At 45.5% G+C, this 17,210-nt stretch carries 10 protein-coding genes and 1 tRNA gene; 4 read left to right on the top strand and 7 right to left on the bottom strand.

Annotated features, from left to right (window positions below; all coding sequences use genetic code 11):
* Window positions 1-79 precede the first annotated feature (79 nt).
* Window positions 80-370: a hypothetical protein gene (locus BLQ81_RS04610; protein ID WP_245693173.1), complete on the top strand. Its 291-nt coding sequence runs from the start codon at window positions 80-82 to the stop codon at window positions 368-370.
* A 113-nt stretch (window positions 371-483) separates the two neighbouring features.
* Here BLQ81_RS04610 and BLQ81_RS04605 read toward each other — a convergent pair whose 3' ends face one another.
* The 7 genes from BLQ81_RS04605 to BLQ81_RS04575 form a co-directional block, all read right to left on the bottom strand.
* Window positions 484-3,099 (bottom strand): hypothetical protein, encoded by a 2,616-nt coding sequence (locus BLQ81_RS04605; protein ID WP_092728804.1) that lies wholly within the window; start codon window positions 3,097-3,099, stop codon window positions 484-486.
* Between the two features lie 71 nt (window positions 3,100-3,170).
* Entirely contained in the window at window positions 3,171-4,001 is an 831-nt protein-coding gene (locus tag BLQ81_RS04600; protein ID WP_092728770.1) for a fimbrial biogenesis chaperone, read from the bottom strand.
* Window positions 4,002-4,052: 51 nt separating this feature from the next.
* On the bottom strand, window positions 4,053-4,595 hold the full coding sequence (locus BLQ81_RS04595; protein ID WP_092728769.1) for a DUF4402 domain-containing protein: 543 nt from the start codon (window positions 4,593-4,595) through the stop codon (window positions 4,053-4,055).
* A gap of 149 nt (window positions 4,596-4,744) precedes the next feature.
* The gene (locus BLQ81_RS04590) at window positions 4,745-5,191 is read right to left on the bottom strand and encodes a hypothetical protein (protein WP_092728768.1); all 447 of its coding nucleotides are present in this window, start codon (window positions 5,189-5,191) and stop codon (window positions 4,745-4,747) included.
* Window positions 5,184-5,819 (bottom strand): hypothetical protein, encoded by a 636-nt coding sequence (locus BLQ81_RS04585; RefSeq protein WP_092728767.1) that lies wholly within the window; start codon window positions 5,817-5,819, stop codon window positions 5,184-5,186. Before BLQ81_RS04585 ends, BLQ81_RS04590 begins: the two co-directional genes overlap by 8 nt.
* A complete protein-coding gene (locus BLQ81_RS04580; protein WP_245693172.1) occupies window positions 5,819-6,334 on the bottom strand; it encodes a hypothetical protein in 516 nt (171 codons plus the stop codon). Before BLQ81_RS04580 ends, BLQ81_RS04585 begins: the two co-directional genes overlap by 1 nt.
* On the bottom strand, window positions 6,334-15,402 hold the full coding sequence (locus tag BLQ81_RS04575; protein WP_092728766.1) for a T9SS type A sorting domain-containing protein: 9,069 nt from the start codon (window positions 15,400-15,402) through the stop codon (window positions 6,334-6,336). The genes BLQ81_RS04580 and BLQ81_RS04575 overlap by 1 nt, the downstream gene beginning before the upstream one ends.
* Window positions 15,403-16,177: 775 nt before the next feature.
* On the opposite strand from BLQ81_RS04575, the gene BLQ81_RS04570 reads away from it, so the two are divergent.
* From BLQ81_RS04570 to BLQ81_RS04560, 3 genes are all read left to right on the top strand, one after another.
* Window positions 16,178-16,579, top strand: a complete 402-nt coding sequence (locus tag BLQ81_RS04570; RefSeq protein WP_092728765.1) for a DUF4174 domain-containing protein — start codon at window positions 16,178-16,180, stop codon at window positions 16,577-16,579.
* A gap of 28 nt (window positions 16,580-16,607) precedes the next feature.
* A complete protein-coding gene (locus BLQ81_RS04565; protein WP_245693171.1) occupies window positions 16,608-16,922 on the top strand; it encodes a hypothetical protein in 315 nt (104 codons plus the stop codon).
* A 117-nt stretch (window positions 16,923-17,039) separates the two neighbouring features.
* Window positions 17,040-17,113: transfer RNA gene (locus BLQ81_RS04560), tRNA-Pro, on the top strand.
* Window positions 17,114-17,210 lie beyond the last annotated feature (97 nt).

Below are 17,210 nucleotides of genomic sequence, written 5' to 3'. Positions count from 1 at the left end.
TCTTTGCCGAAAAACTTACTTTTTCATTGAAATCCTTCTAGTTAAATTTTTAATTTGATTTCTGAAAAAGAGTTGAACTATGAAAAACGAACTGGCATTTACCTTCTTGAAAATGGATCCGGAGAAAGAGTTGTTTGGCCCTGAGCTTTTAGCACTATGGTTTGATGGTAAGGGCGATTGGAAATCAGCCCATGATCAGGTAGATCACCTTTCTGGAAAAAGCGCGGCTAGAGTTCATGCCTATCTTCATCGCAAAGAAGGAGACTTGTGGAATGCTGATTATTGGTATTCGAAAGCGATGGAGAAGCGACCAATTTTAAGTTTAGAAGAGGAATGGAGGGACTTGGTGGAGAAGTTCTTAAGGGTGTAAAAAGTAGCATCCTGCCCGGATTTCGGATTCTGAGGGGTTATAGCCGATGGATCACCGCTGCAACTTTCACATCGCCCAATCATTTTTTTTATCGGGACCGGTAACTTGAATACCTATTGTTTTCCCGCTGGGCTAAGTACTAAAGTCAATCCCTCAAGATAGTCTCCGTCTGCCAGTGCTTTAATCTCAAATTCCAATTGACCTGGAATGGAATTCACCTGCATGAATTCCAGCTGTTTTGAGTCAATGCGCAACTTGTATTTTCCTGGTAAAAGGCCATAGGAATAAAAGCTTCCATCGGTAAATGTCCGAATGATCTCCACAGGTTCGGACTCGCCTTCACGGATTAATTCCAGTCTTAATCCTCCCTGTCCTTGAGTCTGTCCATTTTTTTCCACCAACACAAAGCCATCAATAATGCCCGTCTGATACAGTGGGATATCAATTTGTCTGAAACGATTTGGTTCGGCGACAAAGGAAAAACTTTTCAGCTTTGGAGCCAGATTCGGGTTTGGAAGCGCGGTAATATCAATATCGAGGCGATATTTCCAATAACTCTGAAGCTGTGTGATTCTCAGAATTCCGTCTGTTCCGATGAGGATATTTGCGGATCGATCCAGTCGGATTGCCTTGGCAGGAACTATTTCTTCGCCCTCATCAAACAGGCCGTTTTCATTGCTGTCAACAAAAAGTCTCACAGCTGCACCTGAGCGGGTGACCTGATCTCTGTTACTTGGAATGATCATGCCACCGGCAGGGTCATAAGCTAATGAACCGCTGAACCCCTGTTGGAATGCATGTCCATTAGTTCCTTTCGTGTATTGCGTGGAGGATCTCAATGAATTAAAATCATAAAGGAATCCAACCTGGAATCTAGACAGATCGCGGAGGAGCTCTCGATCATATCCCAAGGTAAAGCGCCCATTTTTGAAGAGGGTCTGGGAAAGCAGGAAACTCACAGATTCTCCTTGCTTGAGAAGGGTGGAATATCTGAATTGCCCACGTAGAAAAAGCCCTCGGACATAAACCGGGATTCCGGGGCTTCGGGGTAGGGTATAAGTCAGTGAACTGGTGAAGAGTCCGAATTGATTCTGACTGGTATTTTCCGGGTCATTGATCAATCCACGAGCGCCACCGCGGTAATTGAAGCGGACCACTACCCGGTTGATTTGGGTGTTGAAATCAAATTGGTAATTGTTTACTCCTAAGCCTGTATTGAACCAGATTCGCTCGCCGGTTACCCGGAAGCCTGAGAATTTGCCGAGGATTTTGAAAGGATAAAAAACGTTGAGGTTTCCGTCCCGTGTTTGTCCCCGGAAATTAAGAGCGGAATTTTGATTGTATTCAGTGAATTGTGCATTGATGGTGGTGTTATCCGAATAGAATACGCTCGCATTTGCGCGATAGTAGCGATCAGGAAGTGCATCCACATTGAGCAGATATTGCTGAAATAGCCGTGCCGAAAGCCCAAAAACCGGATAAATGGCCCTTTCCCCAAAAATCGCTCCTTGGTCGGCACCAGCACGGACGGTCAGCGCATTCGTGATTCCGTAGGAAATGTCTGCATGAGAGGTCATGCCGGTTCCCAAGCTGTCAAAAGTAAACTGTGGCAGGCCAGCTTGGATATTATAGCCTACAAAACCTTTTGGCAAAAAGCTAAATGGAACCTGAATCTGTCGGTCCTGAATGATGACTTCTCCCTGTGGAGTGTAAATTCTTGTACTCAGTCGAACTGTTCCGTAGGTTACGGGGGCATTGAATCGGTAGTATCCTACCTCATCTGCCCTGGTAAAATCCACCAGTTGCCCCCCAATCAAAAGCTCGACTTCTGAATCGGGAACAGTCGTTCCATCGATGATAAATACATCCAATTCCAAACGGGGAATCACCGGATTATTGGTGACTGAAACACCGACCAAGTTGGCGGCATTCGAAAAACTTGTGGTACTGATTTGCCCTGCGCTGATACTGGCCATGCCGACATTTCGTTCGGGGGTCATACCTCCCGGAAGCACATACCTCCAGCGTAGACCTGAGAAACTATTGAGCAGGTTGCCATTATTCAGGTTCCCGTTAAAACTCCCCTGCAGATCACCTCCAAGCAGTTCCATGCCGGCATTGAGAAATAGCCCGAGGTTATTTCCAACATCGGAAGTGGTGTAGTTGACATTGTAATCCAATACTCCAAGGCTGAGGGCTTTTCTCTCCCGATTATAAATTAGCGGAGCCGACAGGGTGTCTAGGTTATTCCGCTGTTGAAGTTGCCTTCGGATGTTTTCCCGCTTTTGCCGCTCTTCGATTGGAAGGGTGAAGTCAGACTTCATACTCAAGCTCAAAGCGTAGATATTCACGGTGAAGGTGATGCCAAAAATCTTTTTGAAGTAATCCGGGTGAAGAAAAAGGTCGAGTTCACCCAGGTAGTATTTATCCGCTTCGAGGGCCTCGGATTTCCCTTTGATGATGAGTTTATTGGTGACAGGGTCTACGGACCAATTGTCGTTTTTTGTGGGATAGGCACCTTTTAGGCCTTTTCCACTTTCCGTTCGTTCGGTAGAAATATGGAGCATACTCAAAACTTCTCCCAAGGGAAGAAAAGCCACATCTCCAAAAAATACCCCGTTCAGGTAAACATTGCCTACTGCCGGGTAATTGAAATTGAGCATCACCTCCCCATCCGGTTCTTGCTGGGCAAAAACAGGTTGGAAGCAAGCCGCAAAAAAAAGCAGCAAGCCAAGAAAGAGTTTAGGGAAGGTCAGCAATTGAAAGGGTGATTGCTATCAATCAATAGTGAGTCGGGTCATTACTGAATTTTCAAATTCACTGTCGTACGCACCGCAGGGGACTGAACCAAATCAGTAGAAGGGATGTCTGATCTTCGAGTTTCGTAGGTCAAAACTACATCGTATTCACCTGATGGAAGGTTTTCGGGAAGTTTCAGTTCAACTGAACGTTTTCCGGAGAAATATAAAGCAACAGTTTGCTGCTGTTCAGCCAAGACCTGTCCGGTTTTATTCTTCAGGCTTGCAGTTACACTTCCAAGATAGGGCGAATTCCCCGTTACCTTAAATTCAGGAATGATCCTTACGATGTTATTTGCGATTTCAGTTTCTACTTCTCCAAATTCCAAGCTTGTACTTACCGCTCCCACTTTCTGGAAAGCTGCGATAATTTGATCAAACTTGAAGTTTACCTGAGTTGAAACTCCTTCGGTGTTGGTTTCCTCCACATCTGTAGTTTGGGCATTGGAAGTCACTTTGATTCGGGTGAAGTAGGTGCCCGGTGCCAAAGTACGATCCGGTCTGACCTGAAGCCGTACCGTCTGCTGCTGCTGAGGGGCCAGAATAAAGGTCCTCGGAAAAGCCCGAAGGCGATCTCCCATTCCAAATTGCTTTTCACTAAGGCTGTCCCCATAGACCATAGTCAGGTTGCCCAATTCGTCATTTCCAGGATACCCAAAGAGGAAACTCACATTGATTTCCTGAGGGGTATCGCCCGGATTGGTGACAAAGAGGGTCCCAATCCCGTTTTGATCTATAAAGACCGTGGTGGGTGCAAGGGAAACCTGTGCCAAAGCCGAATAAGAAATAAGGCAAAGGAAAAATGCGAAAATAGCTGGTAGATGATTTTTCATAAGGCTAAAGTAAAGAAAGCCGACAGGAAATCCCTGTCGGCTTTGATGGAATTAATTGTATTCAACTTCAATGTTGAATGTTCCTGAATATGTTCCTGTAGCTTGGCTAGCAAGTGCGGGAATAGTGCCACCTACCCATAGAAAGTAAACTGGAGTAGTGCCTGCCAGCGTGACCTGTGAACCACGTGCTACAGCAGTTGCTGTTGCCTGATCAGTAGCCAAAGCCGCACCAACAACTTCCGGAGTCATTGTCATAGTGGCTGGAGTTGGGTCTGTATTGGATAAGGTTACTGTAGGATCATAAGATACGGTGACAGCTGAATTAGCACCGGCCAAGTCGAATCGCGCCACCTGGGTGTTACTTCCTGTGTTAGCATTACCAGCCGGACCATTAGCATCATGGACAATGACCCCAGGAGTGTTGGCAGAAAGATTACCAAAGTCAATTTCATTCTGAGTTGCATCCAATGTGATTGTTAAATCAGCCAATACTGTAGCTGAAGCTGGTGCAGTTGCAGTTTTCTGTGCATTTGCAGCGAAACCCAAACCTACTACGAGGCCAAGGGTCAATACGGATTTTAAGATTGTTTTCATTTTGTTTTTTGTTTGTTTAGATAAATAAGAAATTGATAATGATTGGATTTTGTACTTTTTAATTTGCTTCAGATATCCGGGATATCCTTGGCGTGATTTACTTGAAGACTTTTTCCATAGGCATGATTTTATGGGTTTGCATGTTTTAGTTAAGGGTATTCTATTTTTATTTTAATTCCATTGAGGGTCGGCAGTCCAAGCCAAGCCTGAAGTTGAGAGGGTCTGGGTTCCATGTTTCGAATTAGCCTCGGAAGATTTTTCATCTGAAGTTCTTGTGATCCGACACCCAGCTTACTCGCTGTTTCGAAATCTGCACTTCCATCATTTAGGAAGTAGGCTTCGGGAGGAGGCAAGATTTCCCTCTCCGGGAATACCAGATCAAGCAGAAAAGTCAGGTTTTCATGCGCCTCAATCCCCACCCAAACCTTCGCATTGCTGTTTTCCCAAGTTCCTCCTTCCATCGGATCCAATACCTGTGCGCTGAAATTGATTCCTGCGGGGATTTCCAGCTGGATAGCCACCACTTGGGCATGGGCTAGAGTCCCCATTACCGTAAGGAAAACCATCACCGCGATATGTCGGAATGTCTTACTCATTGCTGGTGAAATAGACGTTGATAGTAATATCTCCCAAGTACTGCCCGGCATTGACCGGGCCGATTGGGCCAAGTTCTCCGTGTATAAAAAACCAAGCTGTTGCTTTGGGTCTCACATAGTCCCCAGAAATCGGAGTTGGCGGTGGCCCGGGTGTACCTGCCATTCTTCGATTGACGGGGAAAGTCACATTGTAAAATCCCAAAGGGAGCTGTACAGCTCCTGCCTTTGCAGTCATTTCATCGCCTGCTAGCAAATTACTGTAGGCAATTCCCACCCGAAATGGAATTTGCGTCGCCGGATCAGTGCCCGTGCCACCCAGACTAAGGAAAGTAGGCGCATCCACCTCTACGGTCAGGTCAAATCCTTCAGGGGCTTCAATCCGATAAGCTACCGTCTGCATGTCAGAAAGATTAATTGTGACTGCAGGGCTGTTGGCAGATATATTGGACTGCTTTTGATTGAAATTCAAGGTTGGACTGGCCATTACCGGTGTTATGGTGATGTCATCACTCCCGGTCCAAGTGCTGAAGTTGATTCGTTGGGCATAGCCCATCCCGGAGGAAAACAATCCGCCAAGGGCAATGATCAAGACCCCAAACTTTCTTCGATATATTCTTCCGATCGCCATCAGATGTATTCCAATTCGATGATAAATTCTGACAGGTATAGTCCAGGTACCGCTTGGGAAAGATCCAGATTGGCACCTAGCCAAAGGAAAAGCACACCCACATCACTGAGAATGACATTGCCTTCACCCACCTGTAATGGAGTACTTTGAAACTGCGTATCTTCAAATGCCTTACTTACATAATATTCAGCGAAGACTTCTCCGAATCCCTCGCTTTGCTCTTTCAGAATTTCATTTTGAAGAAATGTGATCCGAACTCTTGCATTTGGATTTCCGATGATTTTAAACATCCCCGCAAAACCACTAGTGATAGGGGGGACCACAATTTTATTGTCTAGGATGGGAGGGCTTATCAGGTCCAGGTTTCGGATGGTCAGCATCTGCAGGTTATCCGTCACCGTAGCTGTAGCCCTAACTGAAAGCGTTGCTTTTCGGGTATCATCGACTTGTGCCAATGTCACAGTACCTGCAAAACCGGAGATGAAAAAGAAAAGTAGAAATAGAGTCCGCTTCATCAGTTTTTGATCAGTTTTTGGGTGAATTGTCCGGTGGAAGTGCTCAATCGAATGATATACAGACCGTTTGGCAAGTCGATCGCATTGGGTATCCAGTCTAGATCCTGAATTCCTGCTCCATAATCTTGGGAAGGGAAGTTGCCGACTGGGTTGCCCAGCATATCGTAGATGCTGACTTCTGCCTGTTCGGCTACAGGCAAGTAGAAGCGGATTTTGGTTTGCTCGCTAAACGGATTAGGTATTGGTGCAAAGAGTTTCGGGAACTCTGGCAAGTATTCGATTCGGTCATTCGGGAATGCCCCGATGTAAATGGTGAAGGGTCGCTTAGGTTTGGAGTTGGCTGTTGAGCTCAGTCTTGCATTGTTGGATAAGTTGATTTCTTCTTCTTCACCGACCTCGTAAGGAGTCTGGAATACCACCGCCTGAGGGACTTGCAGCCCGTCCCAGGTTTTTCTGGCATTGGATACAGTAGCTTTGGGCGCTTCAAAGGTGAAGGAATACATCGATTCTTTTCGCATATCGATCGCTTTCTGATTGATATGATCCATCAGGACGATTTCCGAGGAGGCAGGCCATTGGTTAGGGATTTTCCAATCCAAAAGGTAGTTGCCCTTGATCGGTTCCCCCTTTTTGGAAGCAGCCAAATGGAGTGGAATTACCCGGTCTTCTTGGTTTGGTTCGGGCTGATGATTGATTACCAGCGGACTTCTGGTTCTAGGCGAACCGAAGGAGTATAGCAATAGCCAATCTTCGGCAAGAGACTCCAATTGGTAGGCGTCTTTGACATCGGCACCGACTTTACCATCTGCCCCGAAGGTGATGAAAGACTGAGTCCGCATCCCTTCGCCTGCGATAGTTAGTTCCAGCGTAGGAGGGGAAGTGTCCAGTTTACGGCCAAAGAAGGAGGTGGAAGTCAAGGATTTGGCCCCATTTCCGCTTAGCTGTAACACAGGGCTTGCGGCATTGGCTTTCACCCAAAATGCCTGGAAAGGAGCGATTCGCCCACTGCCTAAGGTCCCCGAGGAGCCATTCCAATAAAGAAAATCTCCCGATGCAGGATCCCATACATAGATGGTGTTATCCAGATTGCTCTTGTTCCACCCTGTCCCTGATTGAAAATCAAGGATACTTGCAGTTGGATTGGCCACCATATTAAAGCCTTGATCTGCTTGGTTGACCTCGATCAAAGAATCACCGGATACCGCTAATTGACCAGGTCTTGGGGTAAAAGTCACTCCGAAATTAAAGCTTCCTGAGGCCAGATTGAATTCTGTTCCGGTGACGCTGATGGTCTTGGGAAGGGCATCGGTATAGTTTCCTGTTGCAGGAGCAGGCTTACTAGCCCCATTGAAGATGTAGAAATAATGTCCTCTACCGGCTGGGGCTGATGCGCTCAGGCTACTAGGTTGTCTCCATCCCTGGAGGGTGGTTCCTTTGTCCGTCTCATCCCACCACAGCAGGTTAGGTTGCAAAGTTGGATTAGTCGAGCCGGGAAATCCTTGGGTTTCCATACCAGAGGTAAGCGTAGAGTAAGTGGTGGTAATCGGCGTACCGATCATTCTCCATCCTTTGTTTCCCGTAATGGTTTGCTGTGCCTCCAGGGTAGGGTTGGCAGCACTTCGATTGACATAGATAGCTCCGGGTTTCAAAATCAACCTTCCAGAACTGGTAGTTAAAGAACCGGGACTTAGTATTTCCATAGTTTTACCGGTATTGAGGGTCAGGGTATTGCTTCCGCTCAGGACCACGGCGGTGGAAACCGGGGTGATATTTTCCGTAACCAAGAGGATAGCATTGATGGTTTTGGTGCCGGTACCGGTAAAGGAAATTTTGGCAAATGTCCCTGCGCCGATTGTGGCGGCAGGAGTTCCAGTGAAGTTCACGGTGCTGCTAGTACCTGGAGTAAATGTGCCTGAATTTGCCCAGTCTCCGTGGATGGAGAGCGTGAAGGCACCTGTGATTTCAAGACTTGCCCCGGTTTGGATCGTAATGTTTCGTGCCACTGCACCATTGGCATTGATGATTGGCTGGAAAGGCGCGGTGGATATGACCAGTATATCAGTGGTAGCTGTTGGAATTCCCCCGCACCAGTTGGAGGCAGTAAACCAATCCGTGGAGATTCCTCCAATCCATGTTCCGTTGGTGCAGATCAGCGAACTGGTAGTGATATTTAGGATACCTGTGTCAGCCGTACCGAAGAAGGCTGCATTTTTGAAGGCGGCAGCCGAAGCAGTACTTCCGTAGGATCCTATTGGCTGACCCACTCCTCCGAGGGTGAGCGTATTGGCTGTTCGATTGGAACTACCCAATCTGGCAACAGCAGTTCCGCTGATGGAAAGATTACCGCTGATATTTTGACTTCCGGTGAAGAATTTATTTCCTACGCCTTTCAATTCCAGATTAGTGAACGTGATCGCAGGAATATTCTGGGAGCTTGGACTACTGAATATGACTAGGGATGTACCCGCCGAAAGGGTTCCTCCGGACCCGGTTACAGTAAAATCACCGGAGGCGATTTCAATTGGGCCTTCTGTAGATGGCCCCAGGGTGGTGGTTCCGGAATTCAATTGGACATTAAGGTTTTGATATACTCCGCTCACCACTTTTTGGCCCCCTGTCAGATTATCATAAAGGACTAAGAAACTCCAGGAACGATTTAGTGGTAGAGGGGTGGCAGAGGCGTTTTGAGTTCGGAGCGTTCCACTTCCGGATGTGGTCAGTGTGTTTCCTAAGAGCTGGAAGCCAGCCATATTCAGCGTAACATTAGTTGGGATATTCAGATTTCCTCCCACCGTGAAATTACTTCCGGCACTGAGGACTTGGCTGGGGTCGAGTGAGACAAGCACGCTGTTAAGACCCGATCCTGAGACTTCCCCGCCTGTGGTTTTGCTTGTGCCTTGGTAGGTTAGATTGTAGGCACTTGATCCCTGAATAGTTCCGGTCAGTACACCATTGGTCCGAATGATTTCGGAGTTGGAATTCATTGTCAGGCGGGTTCCAGCAGCCAAAGTCCCCGCACTCAGTGTCAAGGTTCCTCCTATCGACACATTCGAGTTCAAGGTTAATCCTGTTGAATTATTCAGGATTAAATTATTAAAATCGCTTGAAAATGATCCTGCGATAGCCTGTGTTGCAGTTCCATTGAACGTGATGCTTCCAGAACCTGAGGAGAAATTTCCATTTGTAGTCCAGTTTCCGCCTACTGTATGAGTTCCATCGCCTGCATCGAAATTATCGGAGATCAGCACATTTCCCGAGATGCTGAGATTAGCTGAAGCGGACTTTGATCCTGCTCCGGTAAAGGAAATATTGGCAAAATTTCCTCCTGAAATTGTACCGTCTTCAATGCCGGCAAAAGTAACTGTACTGGTAGTGCCCGGTACAAAAGTCCCGTTATTTTGCCAATCTCCTCCAACAGTGAGTGTAAATGCCCCACTAATCGTCAAGGTCGCACCGGATTCAATGGTTAAGTTTTGCGTATTTGCACCGTTCGCTCCAATTGTGGGCTGATTTGGAGCAGTAGATCGAATTAAAACATCCGAGATTGAAGTTGGAATTGCATTATTACACCAATTGGAAGCAGTAAACCAGTTTGTGGAGGTGCCTCCTGTCCAAGTTGTGAGTTCAGGATCACAGACTGCTGTACTTACGGAGACAGTGAGTAAGCCTATATCGGTAGTTCCAAAAAATGCAGGGCGTTTAAAGGCGGCTGTCGAAGCCGTACTTCCGAAAGTGCCGGCAGGTTGTCCAATCCCTGCAAGGGTCAATGTATTTGCCGTGCGATTGTTCGCTCCCAGTCTGGCAATGGCAGTTCCGCTGATTGATAAGTTACCTCCGATATTTCCTGCTCCTGTAAATGTTTTATCCCCCCCGCCTTTTAATTCCAGATTGTTGAAATTGATGGCAGGAATACTCTGAGCACTAGGTCCACTGAAAATCACCAAGGATGTGCTAGGAGAAAGAGTTCCGCCTGTTCCAGTTCTGGTAAAATTCCCCGAGGCAATTTCGATCGCTCCATCCGAGTCTGGACTCAGGGTGGTAGTTCCTGAATTCAGCTCAACGCTGAGATTTTGGTAAACTCCGCTCACCACTCTTTGACCTCCTGCGAGATTATTGTAAAATACCAAGAAGCTCCAAGATCGATTCAAAGGAAGGGGAATGGTAGAAGTGCTTTGGGTACTGAGGGTTCCTGTACCGGATGTGGTCAGGGTATTTCCTGCCAGATTGAACCCTGCCATGTTCAGGGTGACATTGGTTGGAATAGTTAAAACTCCTCTGACAGTGAAGGAACCACCTGCGGTAAGAGTTTGACTTGCACTGAGTGTCACAGAAACATTATTCAACCCGGCACCGGAAACTTCTCCTCCTGTGGTTTTGCTTGTGCCCTGATAGGTGAGGTTGTAGGAGTTACTGCCCTGAATAGATCCAGCCAGGGTGCCGTTGGTTCTGACAATCTCTGAATTTGCATTCATGGTTAGATTTGTACCAGATGCCAATGTTCCTGAGCTTAAAGTCAAAGTGCCCGCTACTGAAACAGCAGAATTCAAAGTCAGACCTGCGGAATTGTTCAGAGTAAGATTTTGGAAAGGATTTGTTCCTGTAACTGAGAATGTCTGAGCAGTCGTTCCGCTAAATGCAACTGTTCCCGTTCCAGGGGAAAAGGTTCCACTGTTAGACCAGTTTCCGCTTACCGTTAAGGTTTGGGTTCCTGTGATGCTCAAAGAAGCCCCTGATTCAATGGTGATGTTTCTCGACACTCCACCTGGAGCGTTGATTACCGGTTTGAAAGGAGCGACTGCTGGAATCAGCACATCGGTTGTGGCTGTTGGCAGGACTCCGTTACACCAGTTTGATGCAGTAAACCAGTCAGTGGAAGTACCCCCGATCCAATAACCGGAGACACAAACAAGGGTGCTAGTTGTGACATTCAGGATTCCTGTTGCAGTCGTCCCGAAGTAAGTTGAATTTTTAAACAAAGCTGTGGAAGCCGTACTTCCGTACGATCCGTTCGGCTGGCCAATTCCTCCTAAAGTGAGGGTGTTAGTGGTGGAATTCGCAGAACCCAGACTGGCGGAGGTAGTGGCTAAAATGGATAAATTACCTGCGATGGTGGTGGTTCCTGCAAAAGTCTTCAGACCGCTTGCCCCTCCAAGGATGATATTTCCATAGGTATTGGCAGCCACCGTTTGATTGGCTCCCAAATATTCTACTGTGCTGCTTGCATCAATAATTCTGGAGGAATAAGTAATTGGGAAGGCATCCGCACCCCCTCTGGTAGTGATGAAAGTTGTTCCCGGACCAATAGTTAGGGTTCCTCCAGCTGTAGATCGGTCGATGGAATTGGTTCCGGTATTTATTCTGCCTCCTGTTAGGCTTAGATTCCCATCAGGCAGTGCTGGAGCGGTTCCGATGGTCAAGGTTTGTCCTGAAGTTAGGTTAACCGTGAGATTCCTTAGTCCGGTATTGGTGAGTTCAGGTCCTGAAGTTTTGGAATTTCCGGTGTAACTGACATCAAATGCATTGGAGCCTTGCAATGTTCCAGAAAGCGAACCTGCGCTTCTATTAATCTCAGAACCTGAACTCATACTTAGGTTGGTTCCGGCAGCTAATACCCACTGAGTCAAGGTCAATATTCCCCCGACACTGGTGGCAGACCCTAGCGTGACCCCTGTAGAGGTATTTGCGATAACGAGATTTCTGAAGGTGTTCGAACTCGATCCTGAGGTAGTTTGAGCGGTTGTTCCTTCGAAAAGAACAGTCCCCGAGCCTGCTGTAAATGTTCCGTTGTTTACCCAGTTTCCTCTTACCGACAGTTCCGATGTACCAGTCATGGTAAGGCTTGCGCCGGATTCAATAGTAATAGCTCTGGCAACTGCTCCGGTGGTATTAATTACCGGAAGGTTGACTGTGGCAGGAATAGTAACATCAGTGGTCGCAATAGGTACGCTTCCACTACACCAGTTGGCCGGGTCAAACCAGTCAGTACTCGCTGATCCATCCCATTTACCATCTTGGCAGACATTGGTTACGAATAGAATTCCAGTACCTGTGGTACCAAAGAATGCTGCTAATTTATTGGTGGCAGCTGAGGCTGTACTTCCATAAGTTCCGACTGCTTGAGAGACTCCGTTTAAAATCAGTGTTTCTACAGATTGGTTGATGTTACCCAATAATGCAACTGCACTGGAGTTGATTACCAATTCTTTATCTAAAGTTGTGCCGGTAGAAAAGGATTTATTTCCGCTTCCGCTGAGCGTCAGTTTTCTAAAAGCTAAGCCTGGGATGCTTTGGGTTGCATTCGCATTGAAGATTACCCGTGAAGAACTTGCATCGACCGTAGCAGGAGTGCTCACGTTCAACTGATTACGAATTACAAAATCCCCTGACCCCTCATCAGCCAAGGTGGTTGTTCCACTGGTGGATTGGATATCCAAAATTTCATAAATCCCAAAGGGAACAGTCTGTCCTCCGGTGATCCGGTTAAATCTGACCGGAAAGCTCCAAGTCACATCGGAGGGAAGAGGGGCTAGGGAAGTGCTTTGTGTCAGCAGTAGCCCTCCTCCAAGAGTAGTAATCAGTCTCGGGCCAATGGAGAAAGTTCCCATTTGTAGCGTTACTCCTGTAGGAATATTCAACTGCCCTTTCATCGTAAAATTCGAGGCGGCTGTGAGTGTACTGCCTGAGGTGGAAGTGAGTGTTACATTCCGAAGCTCCGCACCTGAAAGTTCAGATCCTGATGACCTGCTTCCTCCCTGATAAGTCACATCGTAATCTCCTGTGCCTTGGATTGCACCTGTCATCGAGGCCGAAGGAGTTGTTAACAGGATGGAGGATTCATCTACCATGGTCAGATTTCCAGCCGTGCTGAAATTCCCCGAAGAGAGCGTAAGCGTGGTAGCGACTGAAATAGGGCTGTTTACCGTGACTCCGGCAGAGTTGTTGATCGTTAGTGCTTGGAAGGGGGAAGCTGAGCTTCCTGAGATCGTCTGAGCTGTTAAACCATTGAATGTAATGGTACCGGTATTGGGAGTAAAGGTGCCATTGTTAGTCCAATTTCCTGCCACGGTATGTAAAAAGGTGCTCGCGTTGAAATTATTGGAGATCAATACGTTCCCGTTGATCGTCAGACTTCCCGAGGCAGATTTGGCTCCAGTACCCGAAAAAGTCAAATTATTGAAAGTGCTCGATTGTACGGATCCGGGATTCGCTCCGTTAAAGTTGATGGTGGAGGTTCCTGGAATGAAAGTTCCTGCCCGAGTCCAATTGCCACCCACATTGTGGGAAAAGGATGCGGCATTGAACGTGGTTCCTGTATTTATCGAAACATTTCTCCCTATCGTCAATCCTATCACTCCTGTTATTTGTGCCGCACCCGAAAGGGTCAAATCAGTACAGATTTGGGTAGTTCCTGTTTGGAGGGTTTTAATGCCCGAACCGCTGAGAATCAGGTTTCCATAATTGACCGCACCGACGATTTGATTGCCTTCTAAGTAATAATTGACCGTACTGTTGCAATCAAGTGAGTTGGAGGTATAGTTTGCAGGGAAGTTACTGGTTCCCCCAACAAGCAGGGTGGTGTTTGCAGCAAGAGAAAGTGTACCTCCGGCAGCGCTTCTGTTGAGGGTAAATGTGGATAAATCCAGATTACCCTGATTGACAATCAAGTCACCCCCCAAGGTGGTATTTCGTTGAAAGGTTACTGTGTTGGATCCCGTGGCTCCGGTATTTTCGACCCGAATGGTATTGGCTAATGCTGGAAAATTTGCGTTGGAAGATTGATTACTAGATCCGTTGAAGATGTAATTTGCTCCTGCATTGAAAGTTCGGGTACCGGTAGACCGGACATGACCTGTTGCCGTTGAGGTTGCTACACCGTCTGTTGCACGTATTCCAAGGGTTGCACCTGCGTTTATGGTAAAGTTGCCTGCTCCTCCAAAAACAGAACTCGCTGTCGCAGTTTGAACTATTGAATTAGATGGAATAATCCAGTTGATAGTTTCTGAAACAGTTCCTCCCGAAGTAAATGTTTGAATATTGGCGCCACCTAGCCCGTTAAAGTTGATCGTTCCAGAACCTGTATTGGTTTCAGTAAGGGTTCCCCCTGTCTGATTGAAATTACCTGCCAAATTGATCGTACCAATGATGCCTGCCACGGTTGATAAATTGAGGATTCCGCCTGATTGGTTGAAGTCTTTTGAAAGTGTAAGTGTTCTGTTTGCAGTATTGGAACTGGTGTAAATTCCCCCTGTCAGACTAAAATTTCCGTCCACAGTAAAAGACGACCCTTGGACAAAGGAACCAGTTCCGCTGTTTGATATAGAAAAGTCACCTTGAATTCGAGTGGGCGAAAAGGCGGAATTTATGGTAAGGCCAGGACTATTAAGAATCACATTTCCGAAATTTTGACTTGTTCCTCCTGGGCTGGTAATGGTGGTTCCAGTAATCCTTAGCTTAGAAGTTGCATTCCATGATGCTGTGGGGATAGTTCCGGCATTTCTTGCATGAATGTATTCTGAGGATGGGCCAAAATTAAGTGTTGCTGGACTCCTTCTTGTCAAAGCACCTGCAGCACCAGCTTGACCGTTATCAATTCCAACTTCCAAAATCCCATCAATCTGAAAAATATTAGAGGCAGATGCATTTCCAGAACTAATAGTAAGGGTTCTGTCAGTTAAAGCATCTATACCTAATATGGTAAGTTTAGACCCTGCACTTACAAATAAGGCATCTGGTGCCACAGTACTGATGGTAAGTGTTCTGTTACCTCCTGTGTCGGGCTTCAAGGAAATATTTGTATTGTTAGTTATCAGTAATTTACCTAGAGTTTGCGTAAGAACGTTAAGTACCGTTAGGGTTGTTCCGGTATTAAATCTCAAGATATCGTTTGTGGCCGGTGTGGTCCGTGTGGGTGACCAGTTTGCCGGAGTGGCCCATGAGCCATTGTTTGGCCCAATCCATGTGTAAGTCGTCTGCCCCACACTCACACCACACCATAACACCAAAAGCCCGACGAGCAGGAGGTGCTTGATTTTCAGGTTGTACGCGGACTCGGGCGAAAGATTAAGCATTAATGGTGGTAATCATAGAATTCATTATTCAACAAAAAATTCTTTTTTATATATATAAAATACATTTATAGATATCTATTGTTTAATAACTATCTCAAGGTTTTAAGCTGTAATAACTTTTCAGGCAATGAATTGATTTTAAGGATTTCAGGTTTTTAAACTCAAAAACCGAACCAAGTGTAAAAAAATGTAAATTATCTGAAAGAAACAACTTGAATTGGGGTTTTATTTCTCCTCGAAAATCATACTTTCAAAAAAAACCGTAGCCAGATAAGTTTTTAGTAGGATATGAGGTCACTTGATTTTGATGCAGTGGGCCTTTCTGTGAACGGCAAGGCTGGGTTTGTAAAATGTATCAGGAATTATATTTAAGTCAGATAAAAATTCTTAAGCCTTGAATTCACGATTGCAATAATTTATTATTTATTATTCTTCTAATTTCGTATAAGAATTGATTTTATTTTGTAAGGATTTGTTAATAAATGAGTTGATTGAAAATTTAATTGAATAAATTATACCTTCGAAACTGAAGATAAATTAATCGATGTGGGTAAAACTTATACTCTTACCATAAGAAAACTTAAAACTGTTTTTAATTTATCTGTATATCCGCTTTCTTACCAGTAGCCATAGGAAATAAGGATAGAAGTCCGATGAGACGAGCTGTGGACTGTTGACAGTCGTCTGTGGACGATTATCCGCAACTTTATATAGCCTAATCTTTCTTACTGGCAGGATTGCGGATAATCAAATTAATTTATAATGTTTAGAAGCTATGAATTGGTTGATTGCTTTTGTTTTTATGTCTTTATTTCAAAAGGATTGTGTTCCTGAGGATTTGCTTTGGAAACATCGGATTTTAATCTACACCGGAGAAGGAGATTTTTCTGCTTGGCTTTCAGAAGATTTGGCCAAGGATTTAACCACAAGGAAGCTGTTGTATTTTCAATTCAGGGAATACAAGCTAAGAAATTCAAATTTCAAGGAACCCATTCAATCTGTGGCCTTTTTGAGAAAATTGGAGCTTGATCCAACTGTTAAAGAAAAGTGGGTTTTAATAGGGCTGGACGGAGGTATTAAAAATTCAGGTATCGGAACGCCTACACCCGCTGCGATTTTTAGAATTATCGATGCTATGCCAATGCGTCAATTCGAGATCAGGCCCGGAGATAAGTAGTAATATTCAGTGATTTTTTTTCAAAAACATGGAAAAAATACCCTATATAGGGTATGTTACAAGAGTTTTTAGCATCGTATTTTTGACGAAATTGAAAATTAGCTTTATGAAATTCTTTTATCTATCCTCCAAGGCAAATGACCTTGGCCATTTTGAAATTCACGAAAAAGAGTGTCCGCAGATTCCCGATGCGATTGACCGAGATTATCTCGGGCCATTTAATAATGGGCGAGAGGCGTTGAGAAAGGCTTTACTTATGAATCCCGGATCGGTTTGTTGTGAACATTGCTGTCAAACTAATTTTGAGGCCCTGTTTAGCCAGTCTAAGAAAAATCAGTCCTAACAAGCTCAATCAGAGTATCCGAACTTATTGAAATCCAGACACTTTATTTTGAGTGTTCAGGAAATAATTTTTAAAGCTTTCTAGAATCTTTGAAAATTGTAAATTCGAACCCAAAATCGGGGTGTGGCGCAGTCCGGTAGCGTACACGTCTGGGGGGCGTGTGGTCGCAGGTTCAAATCCTGTCACCCCGACACTATAGGATTCTAAACCAAACCAAAACTCTGTAAATAGCTGATTTACAGAGTTTTTTGTTTTTGTGATAATTCAAAAAACATCAAATAAAGGCAT

The sequence above is a fragment of the Algoriphagus alkaliphilus genome (genome assembly GCF_900103735.1).
GTDB classification, from domain to species: domain Bacteria; phylum Bacteroidota; class Bacteroidia; order Cytophagales; family Cyclobacteriaceae; genus Algoriphagus; species Algoriphagus alkaliphilus.
The sequence above is the reverse complement of the archived record's forward strand: the minus strand, read 5'-3'. Positions and strand labels throughout refer to the sequence as shown.

Bases quoted from the DNA above. Each gene is read 5' to 3' on its own strand.
- BLQ81_RS04610 (WP_245693173.1), top strand. From the start codon at position 80: ATGAAAAACGAACTGGCATTTACCTTCTTGAAAATGGATCCGGAGAAA.
- BLQ81_RS04600 (WP_092728770.1), bottom strand. From the start codon at position 4,001: ATGAAAAATCATCTACCAGCTATTTTCGCATTTTTCCTTTGCCTTATT.
- BLQ81_RS04595 (WP_092728769.1), bottom strand. From the start codon at position 4,595: ATGAAAACAATCTTAAAATCCGTATTGACCCTTGGCCTCGTAGTAGGT.
- BLQ81_RS04590 (WP_092728768.1), bottom strand. From the start codon at position 5,191: ATGAGTAAGACATTCCGACATATCGCGGTGATGGTTTTCCTTACGGTA.
- BLQ81_RS04585 (WP_092728767.1), bottom strand. From the start codon at position 5,819: ATGGCGATCGGAAGAATATATCGAAGAAAGTTTGGGGTCTTGATCATT.
- BLQ81_RS04580 (WP_245693172.1), bottom strand. From the start codon at position 6,334: ATGAAGCGGACTCTATTTCTACTTTTCTTTTTCATCTCCGGTTTTGCA.
- BLQ81_RS04575 (WP_092728766.1), bottom strand. From the start codon at position 15,402: ATGCTTAATCTTTCGCCCGAGTCCGCGTACAACCTGAAAATCAAGCAC.
- BLQ81_RS04570 (WP_092728765.1), top strand. From the start codon at position 16,178: ATGAATTGGTTGATTGCTTTTGTTTTTATGTCTTTATTTCAAAAGGAT.
- BLQ81_RS04565 (WP_245693171.1), top strand. From the start codon at position 16,608: ATGGAAAAAATACCCTATATAGGGTATGTTACAAGAGTTTTTAGCATC.